Origin of the sequence: Mesorhizobium denitrificans (assembly GCF_003403035.1) — a bacterium.
Taxonomy (GTDB): Bacteria; Pseudomonadota; Alphaproteobacteria; order Rhizobiales; family Rhizobiaceae; genus Mesorhizobium_G; species Mesorhizobium_G denitrificans.
Map to the genome: position 1 here is coordinate 80,543 of NZ_QURN01000004.1, position 18,414 is coordinate 98,956.

General features: G+C 59.2%; 19 protein-coding genes. 6 read left to right on the top strand and 13 right to left on the bottom strand.

Translation table 11 applies throughout. From position 1 onward, the window contains the following. Window positions 1–99: 99 nt before the first annotated feature. Complete coding sequence (locus DY251_RS05440; protein WP_116622855.1) at window positions 100–2,685, bottom strand: ABC transporter permease; 2,586 nt, start codon at window positions 2,683–2,685, stop codon at window positions 100–102. A gap of 2 nt (window positions 2,686–2,687) precedes the next feature. Then, a complete protein-coding gene (locus DY251_RS05445) occupies window positions 2,688–3,371 on the bottom strand; it encodes an ABC transporter ATP-binding protein (protein WP_116622856.1) in 684 nt (227 codons plus the stop codon). A gap of 55 nt (window positions 3,372–3,426) precedes the next feature. Between DY251_RS05445 and DY251_RS05450 the strand changes: the two genes are divergently transcribed. Both DY251_RS05450 and thpR read left to right on the top strand, forming a co-directional pair. After that, on the top strand, window positions 3,427–4,062 hold the full coding sequence (locus DY251_RS05450; protein WP_116623124.1) for an arylesterase: 636 nt from the start codon (window positions 3,427–3,429) through the stop codon (window positions 4,060–4,062). 109 nt (window positions 4,063–4,171) lie between these two features. Further along, window positions 4,172–4,765, top strand: a complete 594-nt coding sequence (thpR, locus tag DY251_RS05455; RefSeq protein WP_116622857.1) for an RNA 2',3'-cyclic phosphodiesterase — start codon at window positions 4,172–4,174, stop codon at window positions 4,763–4,765. On the opposite strand, the gene DY251_RS05460 is transcribed toward thpR, so the two are convergent. After that, a complete protein-coding gene (locus DY251_RS05460; protein ID WP_116622858.1) occupies window positions 4,672–5,187 on the bottom strand; it encodes a low molecular weight protein-tyrosine-phosphatase in 516 nt (171 codons plus the stop codon). The two genes, thpR and DY251_RS05460, sit on opposite strands and share 94 nt — an antisense overlap. A gap of 90 nt (window positions 5,188–5,277) precedes the next feature. On the opposite strand from DY251_RS05460, the gene DY251_RS05465 reads away from it, so the two are divergent. Together DY251_RS05465 and DY251_RS05470 are read left to right on the top strand one after the other, a co-directional pair. Next, entirely contained in the window at window positions 5,278–5,619 is a 342-nt protein-coding gene (locus DY251_RS05465) for a YkvA family protein (RefSeq protein ID WP_245415869.1), read from the top strand. Window positions 5,620–5,842: 223 nt separating this feature from the next. Further along, window positions 5,843–6,346 carry an invasion associated locus B family protein gene (locus DY251_RS05470; protein WP_116622860.1) on the top strand — a complete coding sequence of 168 codons (504 nt, stop codon included), beginning with the start codon at window positions 5,843–5,845 and terminating at the stop codon, window positions 6,344–6,346. A 41-nt stretch (window positions 6,347–6,387) separates the two neighbouring features. Here the strand turns inward: DY251_RS05470 and DY251_RS05475 are convergent, their stop codons facing one another. From DY251_RS05475 to DY251_RS05490, 5 genes are all read right to left on the bottom strand, one after another. Next, on the bottom strand, window positions 6,388–6,639 hold the full coding sequence (locus DY251_RS05475) for a DUF6489 family protein (RefSeq protein ID WP_116622861.1): 252 nt from the start codon (window positions 6,637–6,639) through the stop codon (window positions 6,388–6,390). Window positions 6,640–6,776: 137 nt separating this feature from the next. After that, the gene (locus tag DY251_RS05480) at window positions 6,777–7,178 is read right to left on the bottom strand and encodes a hypothetical protein (protein WP_116622862.1); all 402 of its coding nucleotides are present in this window, start codon (window positions 7,176–7,178) and stop codon (window positions 6,777–6,779) included. Window positions 7,179–7,296: 118 nt separating this feature from the next. Continuing rightward, complete coding sequence (locus DY251_RS05485) at window positions 7,297–7,500, bottom strand: hypothetical protein (RefSeq protein ID WP_116622863.1); 204 nt, start codon at window positions 7,498–7,500, stop codon at window positions 7,297–7,299. A 77-nt stretch (window positions 7,501–7,577) separates the two neighbouring features. Further along, complete coding sequence (locus tag DY251_RS21870) at window positions 7,578–7,709, bottom strand: hypothetical protein (protein WP_281004437.1); 132 nt, start codon at window positions 7,707–7,709, stop codon at window positions 7,578–7,580. Window positions 7,710–7,772: 63 nt separating this feature from the next. Continuing rightward, window positions 7,773–8,711 carry a tyrosine recombinase XerC gene (locus DY251_RS05490; RefSeq protein WP_116622864.1) on the bottom strand — a complete coding sequence of 313 codons (939 nt, stop codon included), beginning with the start codon at window positions 8,709–8,711 and terminating at the stop codon, window positions 7,773–7,775. Between the two features lie 121 nt (window positions 8,712–8,832). Between DY251_RS05490 and DY251_RS05495 the strand changes: the two genes are divergently transcribed. Then, window positions 8,833–9,888: a zinc-binding metallopeptidase family protein gene (locus DY251_RS05495; protein ID WP_116622865.1), complete on the top strand. Its 1,056-nt coding sequence runs from the start codon at window positions 8,833–8,835 to the stop codon at window positions 9,886–9,888. A gap of 16 nt (window positions 9,889–9,904) precedes the next feature. Here DY251_RS05495 and DY251_RS05500 read toward each other — a convergent pair whose 3' ends face one another. From DY251_RS05500 to DY251_RS05515, 4 genes are all read right to left on the bottom strand, one after another. After that, entirely contained in the window at window positions 9,905–10,780 is an 876-nt protein-coding gene (locus DY251_RS05500; protein WP_116622866.1) for a transglutaminase family protein, read from the bottom strand. Window positions 10,781–10,782: 2 nt separating this feature from the next. Further along, entirely contained in the window at window positions 10,783–13,170 is a 2,388-nt protein-coding gene (locus DY251_RS05505; protein WP_116622867.1) for a circularly permuted type 2 ATP-grasp protein, read from the bottom strand. Then, window positions 13,170–16,478 (bottom strand): transglutaminase family protein, encoded by a 3,309-nt coding sequence (locus tag DY251_RS05510; RefSeq protein WP_116622868.1) that lies wholly within the window; start codon window positions 16,476–16,478, stop codon window positions 13,170–13,172. Before DY251_RS05510 ends, DY251_RS05505 begins: the two co-directional genes overlap by 1 nt. 138 nt (window positions 16,479–16,616) lie before the next feature. Continuing rightward, entirely contained in the window at window positions 16,617–16,940 is a 324-nt protein-coding gene (locus DY251_RS05515) for a hypothetical protein (protein ID WP_116622869.1), read from the bottom strand. Window positions 16,941–17,019: 79 nt separating this feature from the next. Here DY251_RS05515 and DY251_RS05520 point away from each other — a divergent pair, with 79 nt between their 5' ends. Further along, window positions 17,020–17,259 (top strand): helix-turn-helix domain-containing protein, encoded by a 240-nt coding sequence (locus tag DY251_RS05520; RefSeq protein WP_116622870.1) that lies wholly within the window; start codon window positions 17,020–17,022, stop codon window positions 17,257–17,259. Window positions 17,260–17,280: 21 nt separating this feature from the next. On the opposite strand, the gene rhuM is transcribed toward DY251_RS05520, so the two are convergent. Next, window positions 17,281–18,330 (bottom strand): RhuM family protein, encoded by a 1,050-nt coding sequence (rhuM, locus tag DY251_RS05525; RefSeq protein WP_116622871.1) that lies wholly within the window; start codon window positions 18,328–18,330, stop codon window positions 17,281–17,283. Window positions 18,331–18,414 lie beyond the last annotated feature (84 nt).

The window sequence follows — 18,414 nt, forward strand, 5'->3', positions numbered from 1 at the left end:
ATTCTCGAAGATAAGAACAAGACCTGTTGCGGCTTGCAACACGGCGTGAATCACGATTCCGCAAGAAATTTTGCTAACATTTCAGTGATGCGGGCTCTTTTAGAGCTCGCGAAGCACCGGCGCAGCCTTCTGGCCGAGTATCCGCCAAGTGCCGAGCAATCCGAAACCAACCGTCAGGACAAGCGCCAGCACGATTGTCGCGACCGCCACTTCCGGAAGGAAAACGGATGGCAATTTCATCACGCGCGCCACCACATACCAGGCCGCAACGCCGCCCGCGATCAGCGCGAAAATCGCCGTGGCCAGGCCGATCAGCAAATATTCCAGGCTGAAAGCAGCCATCAGCGTGCGCCGCGTCGCGCCCAGCGTCTTGAGCACCACCGCATCATGGACGCGCGCACGATTGCCCGCAGCCAGCGCACCGGAAAGCACGAGCACCGACGCAACGAGCGCCACCGCCGCCGCAGTGCGTATCGCCGTGCCGAGCTGCCCGACAAGCTGGTTCACCACATCCAGCGCATCCTTGACGCGCACACTCGTCACCGCCGGAAATTGCTTCGTCACGGCATTGAGCAGCTTTGCTTCATCGGCTGGCGCGGCGTTTTGTTCGCGCAGCGTCGCCAGCCAGCTATGCGGCGCACCCGCAAACGTATTCGGCGAAAACACCATCACGAAATTGATGCCGAGCGACTCCCATTGTACCCGCCGCATATTGGCGATTTTCGCTGTGATGTTCCGGCCAAGCACGTTAACCGTGACCGTATCGCCCAGCTTCAAGCCGATCTGCTGCGCTTCATCCGCGGAGAAGGAAACCAGCGGTTCGCCGGCGTAGTCCTTCGGCCACCACTCGCCTTCGGAGATCACCGCATTTTCAGGAATCGCCTCGGAATAGGTTATGCCCCGGTCGCCGCGCAGCACCCACGCGCCCTCTGGCGGCACCTTCACCGTTTGCGCATCGACGCCATTCAGCGCCACCACGCGCCCGCGCAGCATGGGCACGCGCTGTATCGCGCCGCGCGGCGATTCCGCTTGTACGAATTTCACAAAGTCATCGATTTCGGCCGGCTGCACATCGACGAAGAAGAAGTTCGGAGCGCGCTCGGCAATCGTGCCGGAAATCTGTCGCCGCAGATTGCCGTCAATGAGTGCCAGCGTAACCACCAGCGTCAATCCGAGTCCCAACGACAGCACTACCGAGGGCGTCAGCGCGCCTGGTCGATGAATATTGCCGATTGCCAATCGGAGCGGTGTTGAACGAACCGAAGGCGCACGCCGCGCCAGCGCCTGCACCAACCCGCCGACACCGCGCAATACAAGAAACGACGCAACCGCCGCTGCCACGAAAATGATCGCAATGCGCTTGTCACTGGAAAACAGCACCGCCAGCGTGGCCAGCAGAACGCCCGCGCCAATCGCCGTCGCAACATAGGCGATGCGCGGCAGGCCCTTCGCCTCAAATCCCAACTCGCGAAACAGCGCCGTCGCTGGAACATCGCGCGCCCTGCCGAGCGGCAACACCGCAAACGCCAGCGTCACCAGCACGCCGAATATCACCGCCACCGCGAGCGCGCCTGGATAGACGCCACTCTCCGCCGGAACCGGTATGAGCGAGGCAAGCGCTGCCTTGGCCGCAAACGGCATCAACACGCCGAGCACCAGACCAATCGCAATGCCGATGGACGCAATCAGCATGATCTGGATCAGATAAACAGAAAAAACAAAGCCGCCCGAAGCACCAAGGCTTTTGAACGTAGCAATTACCCCGCGCTTGGAGTCGAGATAGGCGCGCACGGCGTTTGCCACGCCAACGCCTCCCACCACCAATGCGGTCAGGCCAACCAGCGTCAGGAATTGCGAGAACCGCTCAATATTGGCCGACAGCGCAGGAGCGGCATTGGTACGGCTACGAATGCTCCAGCCTGCCTGCGGAAACTCTGCCTGCGCCCGGTCCTTGACCGCTTGCAATTGCGCCTCGCTGGAACCACCCGGCAGTCGAACCTTGTAAACATGCTCCACAAGGCTTCCCGGCTGAATCAGGCCCGATGCTTTCAGCGCCTCCATCGACATAAGCAGTCGTGGCGCGAAGCCAAACCCGTCAGAGATCGCGTCAGGCTCATTGGTCAGCAGCGCTCGCAACTGGATGCGTTGACTGCCAAGCTCGATCGAATCGCCAACCTTCAGCGCAAGCCGGTCGAACAGAATTTGCGGCGCGGCAGCACCATAGGCACCATCACGCAACCCAAACAGATCATCGCGCGACAGCGCGGGCTCCGTCTCAAGCGTCCCGTAGAGCGGATAGGCTGGATCGACAGCCTTGGCTTCCACCAGCGCCTGATCCGAACCATCCGCTAGTCGCGCCATGGACCGCATTCCGGCACTCACCGCGAGCGTTCCCAGTCCATTCAGAAAGGCGCGTTCCTGCTCGTTCGCCTCACGCTGATTCAGCTCGAATCGCATATCCGCGCCGAGCAGCGTTTGCCCCTGATTGGCAACCCCATCGGCAATCGCTCGCGCAACGGAATTGACACCAGCAATCGCGCCCACGCCGAGCGCAATGCAGGCGACAAAGATCAGGAAGCCTGAAAGCCCGGCGCGCATTTCGCGCAGCGCAAATCGCATTGCCAGCCCAAACTGCGCCGCACCTTTCGGCGGCTGATAGGCGTTTGGCGAGACGGTCGCGTCCATCGCTACACTTTCACCGCTGTCTCGATCCGGCCGGACCGCATTGCGATCTGACGGTCGCAGCGTTGCGCCAGTGCCGGGTCATGCGTCACCAGCACCAGCGTCATGCCGCGTTCCCGCGCCTTGGCAAAAAGCAGATCGGCCACCTGCTTGCCCGTCGCCTGATCGAGATTGCCGGTCGGCTCATCCGCAATGAGAATGCGCGGCTCTGGCGCAAGTGCGCGCGCAATCGCCACGCGCTGCTGTTCGCCACCTGAAAGCTGGCCGGGATAATGGCTTATCCGCTCGCCCAGCCCAACCGCCTCCAATTCGCGTGCAGCAACGGCAAATGCATCGCGATGGCCCGCCAATTCCAGCGGCACGGCGACATTTTCCAGCGCCGTCATATTTGGAATGAGATGGAACGACTGAAACACGATCCCGACATTACGACCGCGAAAAGCCGCAACGGCATCTTCGCTCAGGCCGGTAATCTCCGTCCCCGCGATCCTCACCTTGCCGCTATCCACGCGCTCCAGCCCCGCCAGAACCATGAGCAGGGTCGACTTGCCGGAACCGGAGGGGCCGACAATGCCAGCCGCCTCGCCTGCCGCCACATCCAGCGAAACGCCTTTCAGCACATGCACTGACGAAGCACCCTGCCCAAGCGTCAGCGAAACGTCCTTCAATTCGATGACGAGCATTGTCACAAGAAAATCCTATATGGGAGACAAAGGATGCTGCGGCTCATATGGGAACGGAAAGATGGTAATCAAACCGATGCGGATGGCGCTAGCCGCAATCTTCCTCGCTTTTGCTGCACCAGCGAAGGCTGATCCGTACCAGATCGTCGGATTCGGCGACAGCCTCATGGCCGGATACGGACTTCAAAATGGCGAGAGCTTCACCGACAAGCTGCAAGCCGCGCTAAAGGCAAAGGGTCACGATGTTGTGATCTCAAATGCGGGCGTTTCAGGCGATACGTCCAGCGGCGGACTCTCGCGTCTCGATTGGTCGATTCCGGACGGAACCAACCTCGTCATTCTCGAACTCGGCGCGAACGATATGCTGCGCGGCATAGATCCTGCGCTTACCGAAAAGAACCTCGATACGATGCTCGCCAACCTGAAGAAGCGCGGCATTCCCGTCATGTTAGCCGGCATGCGCGCTGCACCCAATCTCGGCCCCGACTATCAGGCGAAGTTCGACGCCATCTATCCGCGCCTGGCAGAGAAATATGGCGTGACGCTCTACCCGTTCTTTGTCGATGGAATCGTCGCGGACAAGACCTATTTGTTGGAAGACGGAATGCATCCCAACGCAGCCGGCATCGACCGCATGGTCGAGCGCATTCTGCCGACCGTAGAGAAGGTGATTGTGTCAAATGGAAAGGCAAGTTGAACACACTGCTTTAACCAGTTGCCGACGCAACTGCGAAAACCTCTTGCCGCATTGCGCAAACGGTGATTCGCTTGGGATGCGCGTTTGATTCGAGATAGGGAGCCTGCCTATGCCCCGTTTGTTCACCGCTCTCGAAGTTCCTCGTGACGCAGCGCTTTCCCTATCGCTTCTGCGCGGCGGCTTGCCGGGCGCTCGCTGGATCGATGTTGAGAATTATCACCTGACCTTGCGCTTTTTCGGCGATGTCGAAGGCCATGTGGCTGACGAAATAGTCAACGCGCTGGATCGCGTACACCGCCCTTCCTTCCAGATCACGCTTTCCGGCGTAGGCGCTTTCGGCGGCAAGAAGCCCCATTCGATCTGGGCGGGCGTGACCGCATCGCCAGATCTTTTCGCGCTTCAGGCTGAAATCGACCGCATTGCTGCGCGTCTCGGTCTGCCGTCTGACGCTCGCAAATTCTCGCCGCACGTCACGCTGGCGAGACTGCGCAATACCTCGCCCGATGCCGTAGCGATGTATCTCTCCGCGCGCGGCAATTTCGCCACCATGCCGTTCAAAGTCGGGCGATTCGTCCTTATGTCATCCCGCGATTCGGTCGGTGGTGGACCTTATGTCGTCGAGGAAGCCTGGCCACTCGGCGCGGACATTCGCTCGCCAAGCTTGATGGCCAGCCCGTCGGACGCTTCACGGAGCATCCGGTAAACGGACTCGAATCCGTCATTGCCGCCATAATACGGGTCGGGGACATCCCGAACTGGCCCCAGCGCATATTGATTGAACAAATGAATACGCCCGCGCGCCTCCGGTTCTGCCACCCGGCGCAAATCATCCACATTCGATCGGTCCATAGCCATAACCAGATCGAAACGCTCGAAGTCGTCCGGTCGAATTTTCCGCGCGCGCTGGTCGGAAATATCAATGCCGTATCGCGCAGCCACCGCTATCGAACGCGGGTCCGGCGGCGAACCCTGATGCCAGGCGCCAATTCCGGCAGAGTCGATCACGAAGCGATTATCCCAACCCCTTTTCCGCACTGCGTCGCGAAAAAGCCCCTCGGCCAACGGTGATCGGCAGATATTGCCCAAGCACACGAACAGAACCGAGTACTGCCATTGTGAAGTCACGAATAACCCCTTCTACCGATTTGAAAGGTTGCGGTCTTGCAGCGGGGCAGAACCTATACCACATCATCGGTAATGATCACGGAGGGATCGATGGACGCAGCGCGAATGTTTCGCACCGACGGAACTGACAATATCCGGCAGAATTTCTGGCGCACGGCACGCAAGGCCGCGCGGCACGTACCGTTCATGGAAGACGTTGTTTCGGCCTACTATTGTGCGCTGGACAAGGAAACGTCCACCAAGACCAAGGGCATCCTGCTCGGCGCGCTGGCCTATTTCGTTCTTCCCATCGATGCGGTGCCTGACATCCTCGCCGGGATAGGTTTCACGGACGATATTGCGGTGCTATCCGCTGCCATAGCTGCCGTACAGGCAAGCATCACGACCGCTCATCGCAGCGCAGCGCGCAAGGCCATCGACGACTGGTCATGACGTTGTCCTGAGACGGCAAGTCAAACTCTTGCCGTTTTCATGCCCTCCTCAATGTGCGCGCAAGCTTGGTGCGGCAGCTTGGACTGTCTGGTATCGGATGTTCGAGCACCGGATTTGGGCGGGATAACGGTTTGGTAACTCTGATTAAGTCAATATGAACCAAATTGCCTCGCCCGTCAGGCACGGCGCATAGTGATTTTTTAGAACGGGAAATGTCTCAGCAATGTACAGATTGACTGCCTTGGTTACGAGTTTTGTGCTGGCGATAAGCGCCGCACCCGCGTTGGCGCAGTCGGCCACCAAGATCGGCCAGCACAATGCGTGGGGCACGTATAGCTATCAGGCGCAGAATGGTAAGGTCTGCTATGTGCTCACGGTTCCGACCGACAAGCAGCCAGCCACACTGGACCACGGCGATATCTTTTTCTTCGTAAGCCAGCGCCCCGGTGGCAAGGCTTCGTACGAACCGCAGTTCATCGCTTCCTATGATTTGCAGGCCAATTCCAAGGTCCAGGTCACCGTAGGCAATAAGTCGTTCTCCATGTTCACCAAGGGTAAGTCGGCCTGGGTGGAAAAGCCGGAAGACGAACCAGCGCTGATCAACGCCATGCGCGGCGGGTCGGACATGAAGATCGCCGCCAAGTCCAAGCGCGGCAACCCGACGAACTACACCTTCTCGCTCAAAGGCATTTCGGCAGCGCTCAGTTCAATCGCCCAGTGCAAGTGAGCCAGTACCGCGCCTCCAAAAGTTAGGCCGCGCCCTGCGGCCTATTTCTTTTTTTCGTCCGAAGATCCCGGCGAGAACATTCCGCCCATAACGTTGCGCATCCAGTCCGTATTCTGCGGCATGCCGGAGAACCATGTCTTGAGCAGGTTTTCCGGCGAAAACCGATCGATCTCAACGATCATGCGCTCTTCCATCTGTTTCATCATCGCCTGCTGAAGCGGCTGCACATCCGGCAACCCCATGAATTGCCGCGCTTCCTCCGGTGTGCAGTCGATGTTGATAGTCACCTTCATTCTTTTCTCTCCACTCTGGTGGCTTGTCGTTCACCAAGATTGCGCATGTTTCGCGCATTGAACAACTATCGAGCGAAATTCAAGCAACAAAAAAAGGGCGGCTCGCGACCGCCCTTCCTTTAGAAGCGCTTTGCCCGTTAGTTCGCCGGGGCAGGCTGCGTCGGCTGCGGTGCTGGAGCCGTCGCATTCGGCGCAGTTGCCGGCGGTGTGGCAGGTTGAGCCGGAGCCGTCGCATCAGGTGCCGGTGCGGCTGGCGTTGCCGGGGCCGGCTCGCTGGTTGTCGCTGGTGCCGGAGCCGGCGCCTCGGATTTACCCGGAGCGAAAACGAAATAGGCGATCACTGCGAGTACCAGAACAATCGCGGCGATAATCGCGCCATTTCCCGTGCCACGTCCTTCAACAACACGGCGATTATACACGATGTTGTCACCCGCGTTCGTCACGCGTGAATCCCGTGGATCAATCGGTGCGCCAACAGGGTCCGTCACATGCTTCGGATCGTTGGCGTGGTCATGCAATTTGCGTGCAGGTTCAGCCATTGCCGTCCTCCTTGTGTTCAGCTTCGGACTGACAAACGTAAGAAATAAGCCGAGGTTCCAAAGAATCTCGGCTTTCGGTCGTTTGGCGACGCAAAAATCAGATGGGTAGCTGATTTTTCTAGTTTTGGTCAGTTTCCTGCGTCTGAACCGGCTCGTTGGTGGTTGGGAGCGCCGGGGTCGACATATTGAGATTTTGCTCGGAAGCTACACTAGCTACGACTGTTTTATCTTCCTTGGCCTGCGCCGAGCGTTGAAACTCGCAAGCGCTCGCGAATGGTGCAGAGAAGGCAAGAAGGCTAATGGCTAGAACAGCTTTCTTCATTTCGTGCTCCTTTCAGTCAGAAGCACAAAGAATAACAAAGCTCAGTTCTTTGACAAATCACGCTTTGCGTGAGCGCCCTAGCGCGCCACCGCCATGCAAAAGACCGCGATGAACGAGACAAGAAACAGCACGTTCAACGTTGCAAGCAGCTTCATCGCGGGAAGCGCGAGGGTTTCGGCGATGGTGGTTGCTGTCGCTGTTCTGGCCATGCGCACATCTTAATCCGCAAAGCAGGACGATTGGTTAAGCCGTTATCTCGAATTGCACGGTTTTCACGCGCGCGGATGCGCCGCCTCATAAATATCCAGCAGTCGAGCCGAATCGACGCCCGTATAGATCTGCGTAGTCGAGAGGCTTGCATGGCCGAGCAATTCCTGAATCGCGCGCAGATCACCGCCGCGCCCCAACAGATGCGTCGCAAACGAGTGGCGCAGAGCGTGCGGCGTTGCCGTTTCGGGCAGATTGAGCGCCGAACGCATTCGCTTCATTTCACGCTGTACGATTGCCGGATTGAGCTGCCCGCCCTTGGCACCGCGAAACAGCGGTTGATCTGCCGCCAGATGATACGGGCAAAGGCTGCGATAGGTGGTGACGGCCTCAAACGCTACCGGCAATACCGGCACGAGCCGCGTCTTTCCGCCTTTACCCGTCACACGCAGCACATTATCTCCCCGCGCGGCAAGATCGGTCCCCAGCAGCCCCAAGGCCTCCGAAATACGCATCCCGGACCCATATAGCAGCGCCAGCACGGCCGCGTTGCGCGCGGCAATCCACGGCTCTTCCGCAAGCTGCTCGCCAACATCGACGACCCTGCGCGCATCGGAAACCGTCAGCGGCTTCGGCAATGATTTGGGCTGCTTAGGCGCGCGCAACGCTGACGCACCAGCGGCATTGGCCAACCCCTTGCGATCCAGGTAGCGCAGGAACGACCGCACACCCGCCAGCCCGCGCCCAATCGTTCTCGCCCCTGCGCCATCCGAGCGACGGGCTGCGAGAAAGGCGCGCAAATCGACTGGCCGCAACGCGCTCACGCTGGAAACGCCCGGTGGCCCGCCGCAATGTCCCGTCAGAAACTGCAAAAACTGGCGCGTATCCCGCTCATAGGCCTCGACGGTCAGCTTCGACAGACGCCGCTCGCTTGCCAGCGCTTTCAACCAAGCCTGCCGTGCTTCGGCTAGATCGGGTTTGGCGGAGATCAAAAATTCCTGCATGGTTATCCCGAAACCTCAAAGCCATATCTGACCTCACCAACCTTAATGACAGGAAAACATCTGCGAGCCGGAACGAATATTGTGTTCGCCGCTTTCGGCAAAACAGATTGAGGGAATTCCGATGCGCCTGTTCCAGTGCCAGAATTGCGGCAACGTCCTCTATTTTGAGAACTCATACTGCGAGCAATGTGGCAAACAGATCGGATATCTTCCCGACAAAGGGCAGATGACCGCCGTCGATCCCGACGGGCCGAACTGGATCGCGCTCGCCGATCCACACTCACGCTATCGCTTCTGCGCGAATTGGGAGCAAAGCGCCTGCAACTGGCTGACACATGCCGATAGCGGCGAGATCTACTGCCGCGCCTGTCGCCACAATCGCACCATCCCGGATATTTCCACGCCGGAGCACTATCGCGACTGGCGCAAGATCGAAGCCGCGAAGCGCCGCTTGTTTTACTCGCTCATCCGGCTTGATCTTCCCCTGCCGACACCCGCCAGCGGAGAACCGGAGCCGCTCGTGTTCGACTTTCTGGCGGATGCGCCCGATGGCAGCACCAAAATCATGACCGGCCACGATAGTGGAGTCATCACCATCTCCTTGAATGAGGCCGATGACGCCAAACGCGAGGCTGCGCGCACCTCGATGGGCGAGCCATATCGCGCGATCCTCGGCCATTTCCGGCACGAAGTCGGCCATTTTTATTGGGACCGGCTGGTCCGCGATGGCGGCCAGCTTGAAAGCTTTCGCGCTCTGTTCGGTGACGAAGGTGCCGATTATGCCGAGGCCCTTCAGCGGCATTATCAACAAGGCGCGCCAGGAGACTGGCGCCTGAGCTATGTCAGCGCCTACGCGACCATGCATCCATGGGAAGACTGGGCGGAAACCTGGGCGCATTATCTCCACATCGTCGATACGCTGGAAATGGCCGCGTCATTCGGCATCGAAACACACCCCGCTGTCGCGACGGAAGCGCTAGCGACTCAAATCACCTTCGATCCTTATGAAACCGAAGACGTAAATGTGCTGATCAACGCCTGGCTGCCGCTCAGCTACGCCTCAAACAGTCTCAACCGCTGCATGGGCCTGCCGGATTTATACCCCTTCGTCATCCCGCCAAAGGCCGTCCAGAAGCTGGGCTACATTCACGATCTGATTCACCGCCACGCGCAGTGAGGGAGTTACCCCTCATTTACGCCAGCGGGATCACATCAACGGATTGCGAGATGTCTTGGGATCCGGCGGTGCGCAACACGCCCCGCACGGGTGCGACGTCGAAATAATCTCGTCCGCGGGCGGCGACGATATGGTCCAGACCAGCCATCATCGCATTGGTAGGATCAAACTCGATCCAGCCCGCGTTGGCACCGCACCATGCCTGCACCCATGCATGCATGGCATCTGCGCCTTCCAGCCGGGGCTTGCCCTTCGGCGGTTCGGTGCGCAGAAAGCCACTTACATAGCCCGCTGGAATACCGATCTCACGCAGGCATGCGATCATGATGTGAGTGAAATCCTGACACACGCCGCGACGTTTCGCGAAGGCTTCCTCGAGCGGCGTGTCCACCGTCGTCGCGTCGCCATCATATCGAAGGTCGCGATGCAGCGCGGCGTTTATTGCCCCAACTATCTCCATCGTCGTCGCAGCCTTGGGCATAACATCGCGCACATATTCGGCAATTGCGGGACTTGGGCCCACCAGCGGCGACGTATCCACGAAATGATGCGGCGAGGTTGAACCGAGATTGCGCATAGCCGCCAGTTCCACCGGCAAATCTTCCAGCCGCGCAGAAACATCCATCGCGGGCGGATAACCAAACCGGTCAACGCGGGCACGCACAGTCACGTCAACCGTTTCGTTCGGCGTATTGAAACATACATCCACCGTGCGATTTCCGAAAAAGTCGATGCGGTCAATTCGCTCGTGCGGCGCTGGATCAATATCGATAGCGCCCGCAACCAGCCGCTGAATCCCGGCCTCATCTGCGGGCATGACGCGCAACGCCTGACGTCCTGCCGCCATCCGGTCGTAGGTACATCTGGTGCGGAGCAAAACCTCGTAGAGCATGGCTACTTCAAATAGGCTTTCGTGATGAGTTCCGACAGCGCAGCAATTTCGTCGTACGTCTGGTTCAGCGCTTCAATGTCAAACGCCTCCGGCGTCTGCACGGCGATGTTTGTCTGGGTTCGCAGTGCCGCGCGCGCCAACTCGGACATATGTCCGGGCACACCGGCATCCGGCAGCAGATCGACCTGCGTTTTTATCTCGTTCAGCTGATAAAGGATCGAGCGCGGGTTCATGCTGTCCAGCGCCATCAAGTCGATCACCGTCGGGCGAGTGGTGCGCACCGTATAACGCCGGCGATGCGATAGCGTGCTGTCGCCCACCTCCACCGCAAAATCCAGTGCGCCATCGGGCGCTTCGTCGTCGGTCATCGAGGTCAGCAGCGAGGTTATTGCCAGCGCACGTTCCAATGATCGGCCAAGGGTGAGAAACCGCCAGCCTACAAACCGGTACATGTTTTCATGGACCAGGCCTGAAAAGCCGGTGATCTTGCGTAGCAACACGCTCATCGCGCGCGCACTGTCGTCGCCCACGGTGGCGGTCAGCGTCATGCGATTGGCGCTATCTGCCAGGTCGTTCAGCGCCATCCAGCCGTCGACCGAAAAGCGGTCGCGTATCTTTGCCGCGCTTCCGATTGCCGATGAGAACATGGCGCGCAAACTTGTCGGAATCGCCTCATTCGCCTCAATGTCGCGCGCGTCGATATGCTCTCGAACGTAAGACAGCAGCGGGCTTTCCAGTTCGCCCGCTTCCGCCAGCCGCGCAAAATAGGCGCGCATCAAGCGCATGGTGGATTCGGCGCGCTCGACATAGCGCCCGAGCCAGAACAGATTATCGGCGGCGCGGCTCGGCAGCGCGCCCTGCCTCGGGCGCACATAGGGCCCCGCAGGCGGCGCCAGCATCGTCTCGGTGCTCACCTTGCGATCCGAAACGACCCACACATCCGCCACCGCTCCGCCCTGCTGCATGGCAATAGCCTTGGGATCACGCGAATGACCGATGCGCGCAAAGCCGCCCGGCATAGCAACCCAGCCATCCGCCGTGCGCGCGAGGTAAACGCGAAGACTTAGCGGCCGCGGCAACAGGCGCCCATCCTCCCAGCTCGGCGTGGTCGAAAGCGTCACCGCCTCCTGCCCCACAAAATGGCGACCGTTTTCCGGTGTCAGAATCAGCTCCCGCCCCGCTTCGCCCATGCCGAATTCGGGCCGCGCCGGTCTGCCTGCCAGCCGCAAAGGCGGCACCGCCGGGCATATCACCATCCGTTCCGAATTGGCGGCAACGTGACGTCGCTCCATCTCCGAACCGCACCACCACGTCGCGACATTCGGCATCCCCAGTGGCTGCCCCATCACGGCTTCACTGATACGCGGCAAAAAGGCGAACAGTGCCTTTGCCTCCAGTGCGCCCGCGCCAAGCGCGTTGACCATGGAGATATTGCCATGCCGCACTGCACCAGCCAGACCCGGCGTGCCGAGTCTGGACGCACCGTCAAATTCCAGCGGATCGGCAAATGTGGAATCGAGCCTGCGCCACAGCACGCTTATCGGTCGATTGCCGGAAACAGAGCGCACCATCACTCTGTCGTTTTCGACGCTCAGATCTTCGCCTTCCAGCAGCCCCATGCCGAGATAGCGCGCAATATAGGCATGTTCGTAATAGGTGTCGGTCATCGGCCCGGGCGAGAGAATGGCAATCCCGTTCTCGTCGCCGCCGCGCATGAGATTGAGCGACTCGCGGAAGCGGCGGAAAAAGCCCGCAAGGCGATGCACATGCGCCTCGGAATAATAGTCGGAAAACACACGCGCCGTCGCGACACGGTTCTCCAGCGCAAAGCCAGCGCCGGAAGGAGCCTGCACGCGATCTTCCAGCACCCACCATTGCCCGTTTGGCCCACGGCCCAGATCGAACGCGAGGAAATGCAGGAAGTGTCCGCTGGCAGGCCGCACACCAACCATCGGGCGCAGCCATTCCGGATTTCCGGCGATAATCGAGGCAGGTAACTTGCCTTCCGCCACCAGATTGTTCGGCCCGTAAATGTCCGCCGCAACATGTTCCAGCAGGTCGGCGCGCTGTGTCAGCGCCGATGCGATATCAGCCCATTCGCTCTCATGCAGGATCACTGGTACATGGCTCAGCGGCCAGGAGCGGTCGATGGCGTTCTTCTGGTCATATTGCCGGAAATAAACACCAGCATCGCGCAAATATTCGTCGCCGCGCGCAAAGCGGCCTGCAAGATCAGCAGGCGCCAGCGATGAGAAATAGCTGAGAAACTGCGACCAGACGGGACGGATCGCGCCGTTCTCCGACATAAGCTCGTCAGGCACGCCCGGCATCGGACGATATTCCGATGCCGCGTTCCACTTCGGCACTTTCTTGTCGTTTACGCTCGCCATTAAAGCCCTGCCGGACGGCGCATATCGAGCGTCATGGGGAATTCCGACGATATGCTCGGAGGCTCGGCTTCATAGAATCCAGCGGTGTGGCCGGACGGCTCGAAGCGAGCCAGGCGGCGGGCTTCCGCTTCATTGGCGTTGACCGGAAATGTCTCGTAATTGCGGCCGCCCGGATGTGCGACATGATAGATGCAGCCGCCCAGCGCTCGCCCGCTCCACTTGTCGTAAATATCGAATGTCAGCGGCGCGTTGACCGGCAACACCGGATGCAGCGCCATGGATGGTTGCCAAGCCTTGAAGCGCACACCAGCGACGGAAACGCCTGCCGTCTCGGTCTTCTGCAACGGCACGCTGCGCTTGTTGCACGTCACCGCATAGCGGGAAGGATCGGCAGCGGTCAGCTTGACCTGCATTCGCTCAACAGAACTGTCCGTATAGCGCACGGTGCCCCCAATCGCGCCTGTCTCGCCGAGCACATGCCACGGCTCGAGCGCCTGCCGCACTTCCAACCCCGCGCCTTCATACTCTACCTCCCCGCAGAACGGGAAGCGAAATTCAAGCTGTGCCTCAAACCATTCCGGCTTCAGGTCCAGTCCATGCAGCCGCAGATCGGCCAGAACATCGAGAAAATCGCGCCACAGATAATGCGGCAGCATGAAGCGATCATGCAGTGTCGTTCCCCAACGCGTCAGCGACCCATCCAGCGGAGCCTTCCAGAGCCGCGCAATCAGCGCCCGGATCAGCAATTGCTGCGCAAGGCTCATGCGCGGGTTCGGCGGCATCTCAAAGCCACGAAATTCCACCAATCCCAAACGCCCGGTCGGTCCATCCGGCGAATAGAGCTTGTCGATGCAGATTTCCGAGCGATGCGTATTGCCAGTCACGTCCACCAGCAGATTGCGCAGCAACCGGTCCACCAACCAGGGCAGCGGCTGCGCTCCCATACCCGGCACGGGTATTTGCGAAAGCGCCGTCTCCAGTTCGTACAGCCCATCATGCCGCGCCTCATCTATGCGCGGCGCCTGACTTGTCGGCCCGATGAACAGTCCCGAAAAAAGATAGGACAAACTTGGATGCCGCTGCCAATGCAGGATCAGGCTTTTCAGCAAATCCGGCCTGCGCAGAAACGGGCTGTCATTCGGCGATTGCCCGCCCACCACGACATGGTTGCCGCCCCCCGTGCCGGTGTGCCGCCCGTCGATCATGAACTTGTCCGCGCCAAGTCGCGTCTGCCGCGCTTCCTCGTACACGATCCCGGTCGTCGCAACGCATTCATCCCAGGAAGATGCCGGATGAATATTCACCTCGATCACGCCCGGATCGGGCGCAACACGAATGACATTGATGCGCGGGTCGTGCGGCGGCGCATAGCCTTCAATCCGCACCCGCAATTTCTCCTGCTTTGCCGCCGCCTCCACCGCCGCGATCAGTTCCAGATAATCCTCGATGCGCTCCACCGGCGGCATGAACACGCACAGCCTGGCGTCGCGCGGCTCCACGGCAATTGCCGTACGAACCGCGCCACCGCCCGCATCCAGCGTTTGCTCGATAAGCGTACCAACCTCAACGCTCGGAGCCTCAACCACTGTCGCAGGCTGTTGCCGGTCGATCTCCGGCAATGGTCCGCGCTCTTCGGTCGGGTCGGCTGGCTGAATATACGGAAACGCCGAAGGCGGCACATAGGGCAGCGCGCCGAGCGGCAGACGAAAGCCAACCGGACTATCGCCCGGCGCTAAAAACAGATGGCTGCGCCTCAGCTTCCACTTCTCAGATTGCCAGCCATGACCGCTCGCCTTTGCCTGCCATCTTTGCACCGGCAGCACATAGCCGGAAGGGTTGTTCAACCCACGCTCGAACACACGCGCTATGCGATTGCGATCTTCCGGATTCTTCAGCTTGGAATCCTCCGGCGTCACATTCTCCGGCAAGTTCGCTTCCTTTAGAACCCATTCCGCCGGGTCTTCAAACGCAGGCACAACATGGTCGTCGCTGATTGCAAGTTCACGCGCGATGGTCGCGAGCAACCGCGCCGCCTGCTCGATGGTCGCCGCCTCGCCGCCTTCCTCCGGTGCGATCAGCGTTTCATCTTTCCAGATCGGCTTTCCGTCGCGTCGCCAAAAAAGCGAAAACGTCCAGCGTGGCAGGCTCTCGCCGGGATACCATTTGCCCTGTCCGTGATGCAGCATACCGTTGGGCGCAAACTTGTCTCGCAAGCGCCGGATAAGCGCGTCGGCAAGCCCGCGCTTCGTCGGCCCCACCGCATCCGTGTTCCACTCAGCCGATTCAAAATCATCGATCGAAACGAAGGTAGGCTCGCCGCCCATCGTCAGGCGCACATCGCCTTCCTTGAGCAGTTCATCCACCTTGCGCCCAAGCGCATCCAGCGCCGCCCATGATTCATCCGAAAACGGCTTGGTGATGCGCGGATGCTCGGAAACGCGCTCCACATGCATGTCGAAGTTGAACTCAACATTCGCGAAACTCGCCGCCCCCGAAATAGGCGCAGCATTGCGATAATGCGGCGTGGCCGCCAGCGGAATATGGCTCTCGCCCGTAAGCAAGCCGGATGTCGGATCAAGTCCGATCCATCCAGCGCCCGGCAGATAGACTTCCGCCCACGCGTGCAAATCCGTAAAGTCGTGATCCGTACCGGGCGGACCGTCGAGCGAAACGAGGTCCGGCTTGAGCTGGATCAGATAGCCCGACACGAACCGCGCAGCCAATCCGCAATGCCGCAAGGCCTGCACCAGCAGCCAGCTTGTATCGCGGCAAGAGCCTGTGCGAACGCTGAGCGTTTCCTCTGGCGATTGCACGCCCGGCTCCATGCGGATGACATAGCCGATCTCGCGCGAAAGCCGTGCATTCAGGTTCACGACAAAATCAACCGTACGCTGCGGCTCGCGCGAAACGGTTTCCAGAAAGCCCGCAAGCAACTGCCCGGCAGGCTCCGGCGTGCGATAGATGGCGAGGTCTTCGCGAATGTCCTCGGGATAGTCGAACGGATAAGTCTCGGCGCTCTCCTCCACGAAGAAATCGAACGGGTTGTAGACCGTCATATCCGCGACGAGATCGACCTCGATCTTTAATTCCGTCACAGGTTGGGGAAACACAAAGCGCGCCAGCCAGTTTCCATACGGGTCTTGCTGGTGATTGATGAAGTGATTGGACGGCGTGACCTTCAGCGAATGTGAGATAACGCGCGTGCGGCTATGCGGAGCGGGACGCAGCCTTATGATCTGCGGCCCCAGCGAAACAGGTCGGTCATATTTGTAGTGCGTAAGGTGATAAATCCCCGCCTTGATTGACATATATGCACTGTCCCCTTCTTCGGTGTGCCCCCTTCATTGGTGTGCAGTGCATCATAATCGACCTGTCATGCCAAGCTGGAACTTCCGGTGGTCGGCAACCCCGGCTCACGCGCTATTCGCGCCAAAACCGCGCCCCTATCAACCTTCGGGACCGACCCATTCACCGGCATCGTATCGCCGCCAGAGTTCCTTACGCACCCTATGCCATTTGCCTTGCTGAAAGTTCTGCGAATAGCGCCACGCGCGGTCCTCTTCCAGGAAGGCGATTTCCTCTGCACGCGAACCATATTGCGCAATAAGACAATCCGCCTCCGCCTTGATCTCTCCCAACTCAATCAGCCGAGGTAAAACACTCTGCTGCCAAAAGCCCCACAGAAACATGCTCCATGCGGGTGACAGGGCGATAACCCAGAGTACCCAGTTCCATTTCTCCCACACCGGCAGCACCTCAACATCGCCCATCGTGCAATGCAATACCCTGTTTTGGGGTATTCCGAAATAGGGTTTTATTGAGCAGCTGGTTTTTGAACTGGCGCTTTCCTTGTCCTCACTTAATCCAGAACTTTATCGACGAATTATCGAGCTTCTTGTGCAAGCTCGAAAAGACGCTGGCATTACGCAGGCCGAGTTAGGCAAGCGGATCGGCCAGCGCCAAACATTCGTCTCGAAATTTGAGCTAGGCGAGCGGCGCTTGGATGTGGCGGAATTTATCGTCGTTAGCCGAGCGATAGAGGTTGACCCGCGCACTATCTTTCAACTGGCCGAAGGAAGCATGCCCTAGGCTGCCAGCTCTCGCAGCAGTTCACGAGCGCCGAGTCTTTGGAAGCGCTTTGGCTTCTTTGGCCAAGGCTGCGATACCTCCATCGGCCCTTTGGTATCGATCAAGCTTGCGTTGCTCATCGAATTTTTCGAACTCAGCCTCTGCAAGCGCCTTCGCCCTGCTGGCGCTCATCCGACCACCGTTACGCAATACGGCGCGACCAAGGTTCTGCAATTGTTGATCCATGAGGTTTTGTGCGTCCTGCATCAAAACAAGCCTGCCAATGTCAAGCTGATCCTCAAAAATATCCAGCAGGATCGTAGTCAGTCTGTTCAGCTCTTTTATCTCGGATTCAGCGAGGTAGTTCTTGGAAACCGTGCAGTCCCGTTTCCGAATATTGGTGCTCGGCCAAGTTTGAAGGCCCATATTCTCGGCTTGATGGTCCGCGCGCTCTGCCACGATCTCTGACGGAGTATGCGATGTGACTGCGAAAACCAGCTTCGCTTGCATCTTTTGGAAAAACTCGGTTGCTGCTTTCGCGCCGTCGTAGTCTTGGCACATCGCGCAAATTTGCTGCAACTCGCGATAGACATTCGCCTCATCGGAACGAATATCGCGGATTATCTCGCGGAGTTCAGCTACTCGATCCCTGCTTTCAGGTTCTTTGAGACGCAGCGCATCAACCACGAAGCCCTTTTTGGCGAACTGCACCAAAATACCGGTCGCCCAACGCCGAAACATGGTGGCTTGTGCTGACGACACGCGGTAGCCAACGGAAATCACCATATCGAGATTATAGTGCTCGATCTGCCTCTCGACCCTTCTTGCGCCCTCGCGCCGAACTTGTGCAATTTTTGCACAAGTTGCTTCGGCTTCCAGTTCGCCGTCCGAATACACATTTGCGATGTGCTTGGTAATTACCGATCGGTCTGATCCGAAAAGCTGAGCAATCTGCGCCTGCGTCATCCAGAGGTTTTCGCCCTCATACCGGATATCGAGCCGAAGCCCCTTGTCCGTTCCATAGACAAGAAACCGGTCGCCGGTCTTCTCATCCTCAACAAGATGCACCGGTCCATTGCTATCGTTGATCATATTCCATCCGACTCATATATAGAGAGCCTTACCACACCCGATTTTCCAAAGACTAGGCGTATCGAAGGTCCAGCGACTGTATTG

Coding starts and splice junctions, on each gene's coding strand:
- DY251_RS05440 (WP_116622855.1), bottom strand. CDS start 2,685: ATGGACGCGACCGTCTCGCCAAACGCCTATCAGCCGCCGAAAGGTGCG.
- DY251_RS05450 (WP_116623124.1), top strand. CDS start 3,427: ATGGTAATCAAACCGATGCGGATGGCGCTAGCCGCAATCTTCCTCGCT.
- thpR (WP_116622857.1), top strand. CDS start 4,172: ATGCCCCGTTTGTTCACCGCTCTCGAAGTTCCTCGTGACGCAGCGCTT.
- DY251_RS05465 (WP_245415869.1), top strand. CDS start 5,278: ATGGACGCAGCGCGAATGTTTCGCACCGACGGAACTGACAATATCCGG.
- DY251_RS05470 (WP_116622860.1), top strand. CDS start 5,843: ATGTACAGATTGACTGCCTTGGTTACGAGTTTTGTGCTGGCGATAAGC.
- DY251_RS05475 (WP_116622861.1), bottom strand. CDS start 6,639: ATGAAGGTGACTATCAACATCGACTGCACACCGGAGGAAGCGCGGCAA.
- DY251_RS05480 (WP_116622862.1), bottom strand. CDS start 7,178: ATGGCTGAACCTGCACGCAAATTGCATGACCACGCCAACGATCCGAAG.
- DY251_RS05485 (WP_116622863.1), bottom strand. CDS start 7,500: ATGAAGAAAGCTGTTCTAGCCATTAGCCTTCTTGCCTTCTCTGCACCA.
- DY251_RS21870 (WP_281004437.1), bottom strand. CDS start 7,709: ATGGCCAGAACAGCGACAGCAACCACCATCGCCGAAACCCTCGCGCTT.
- DY251_RS05490 (WP_116622864.1), bottom strand. CDS start 8,711: ATGCAGGAATTTTTGATCTCCGCCAAACCCGATCTAGCCGAAGCACGG.
- DY251_RS05495 (WP_116622865.1), top strand. CDS start 8,833: ATGCGCCTGTTCCAGTGCCAGAATTGCGGCAACGTCCTCTATTTTGAG.
- DY251_RS05500 (WP_116622866.1), bottom strand. CDS start 10,780: ATGCTCTACGAGGTTTTGCTCCGCACCAGATGTACCTACGACCGGATG.
- DY251_RS05505 (WP_116622867.1), bottom strand. CDS start 13,170: ATGGCGAGCGTAAACGACAAGAAAGTGCCGAAGTGGAACGCGGCATCG.
- DY251_RS05510 (WP_116622868.1), bottom strand. CDS start 16,478: ATGTCAATCAAGGCGGGGATTTATCACCTTACGCACTACAAATATGAC.
- DY251_RS05515 (WP_116622869.1), bottom strand. CDS start 16,940: ATGGGCGATGTTGAGGTGCTGCCGGTGTGGGAGAAATGGAACTGGGTA.
- rhuM (WP_116622871.1), bottom strand. CDS start 18,330: ATGATCAACGATAGCAATGGACCGGTGCATCTTGTTGAGGATGAGAAG.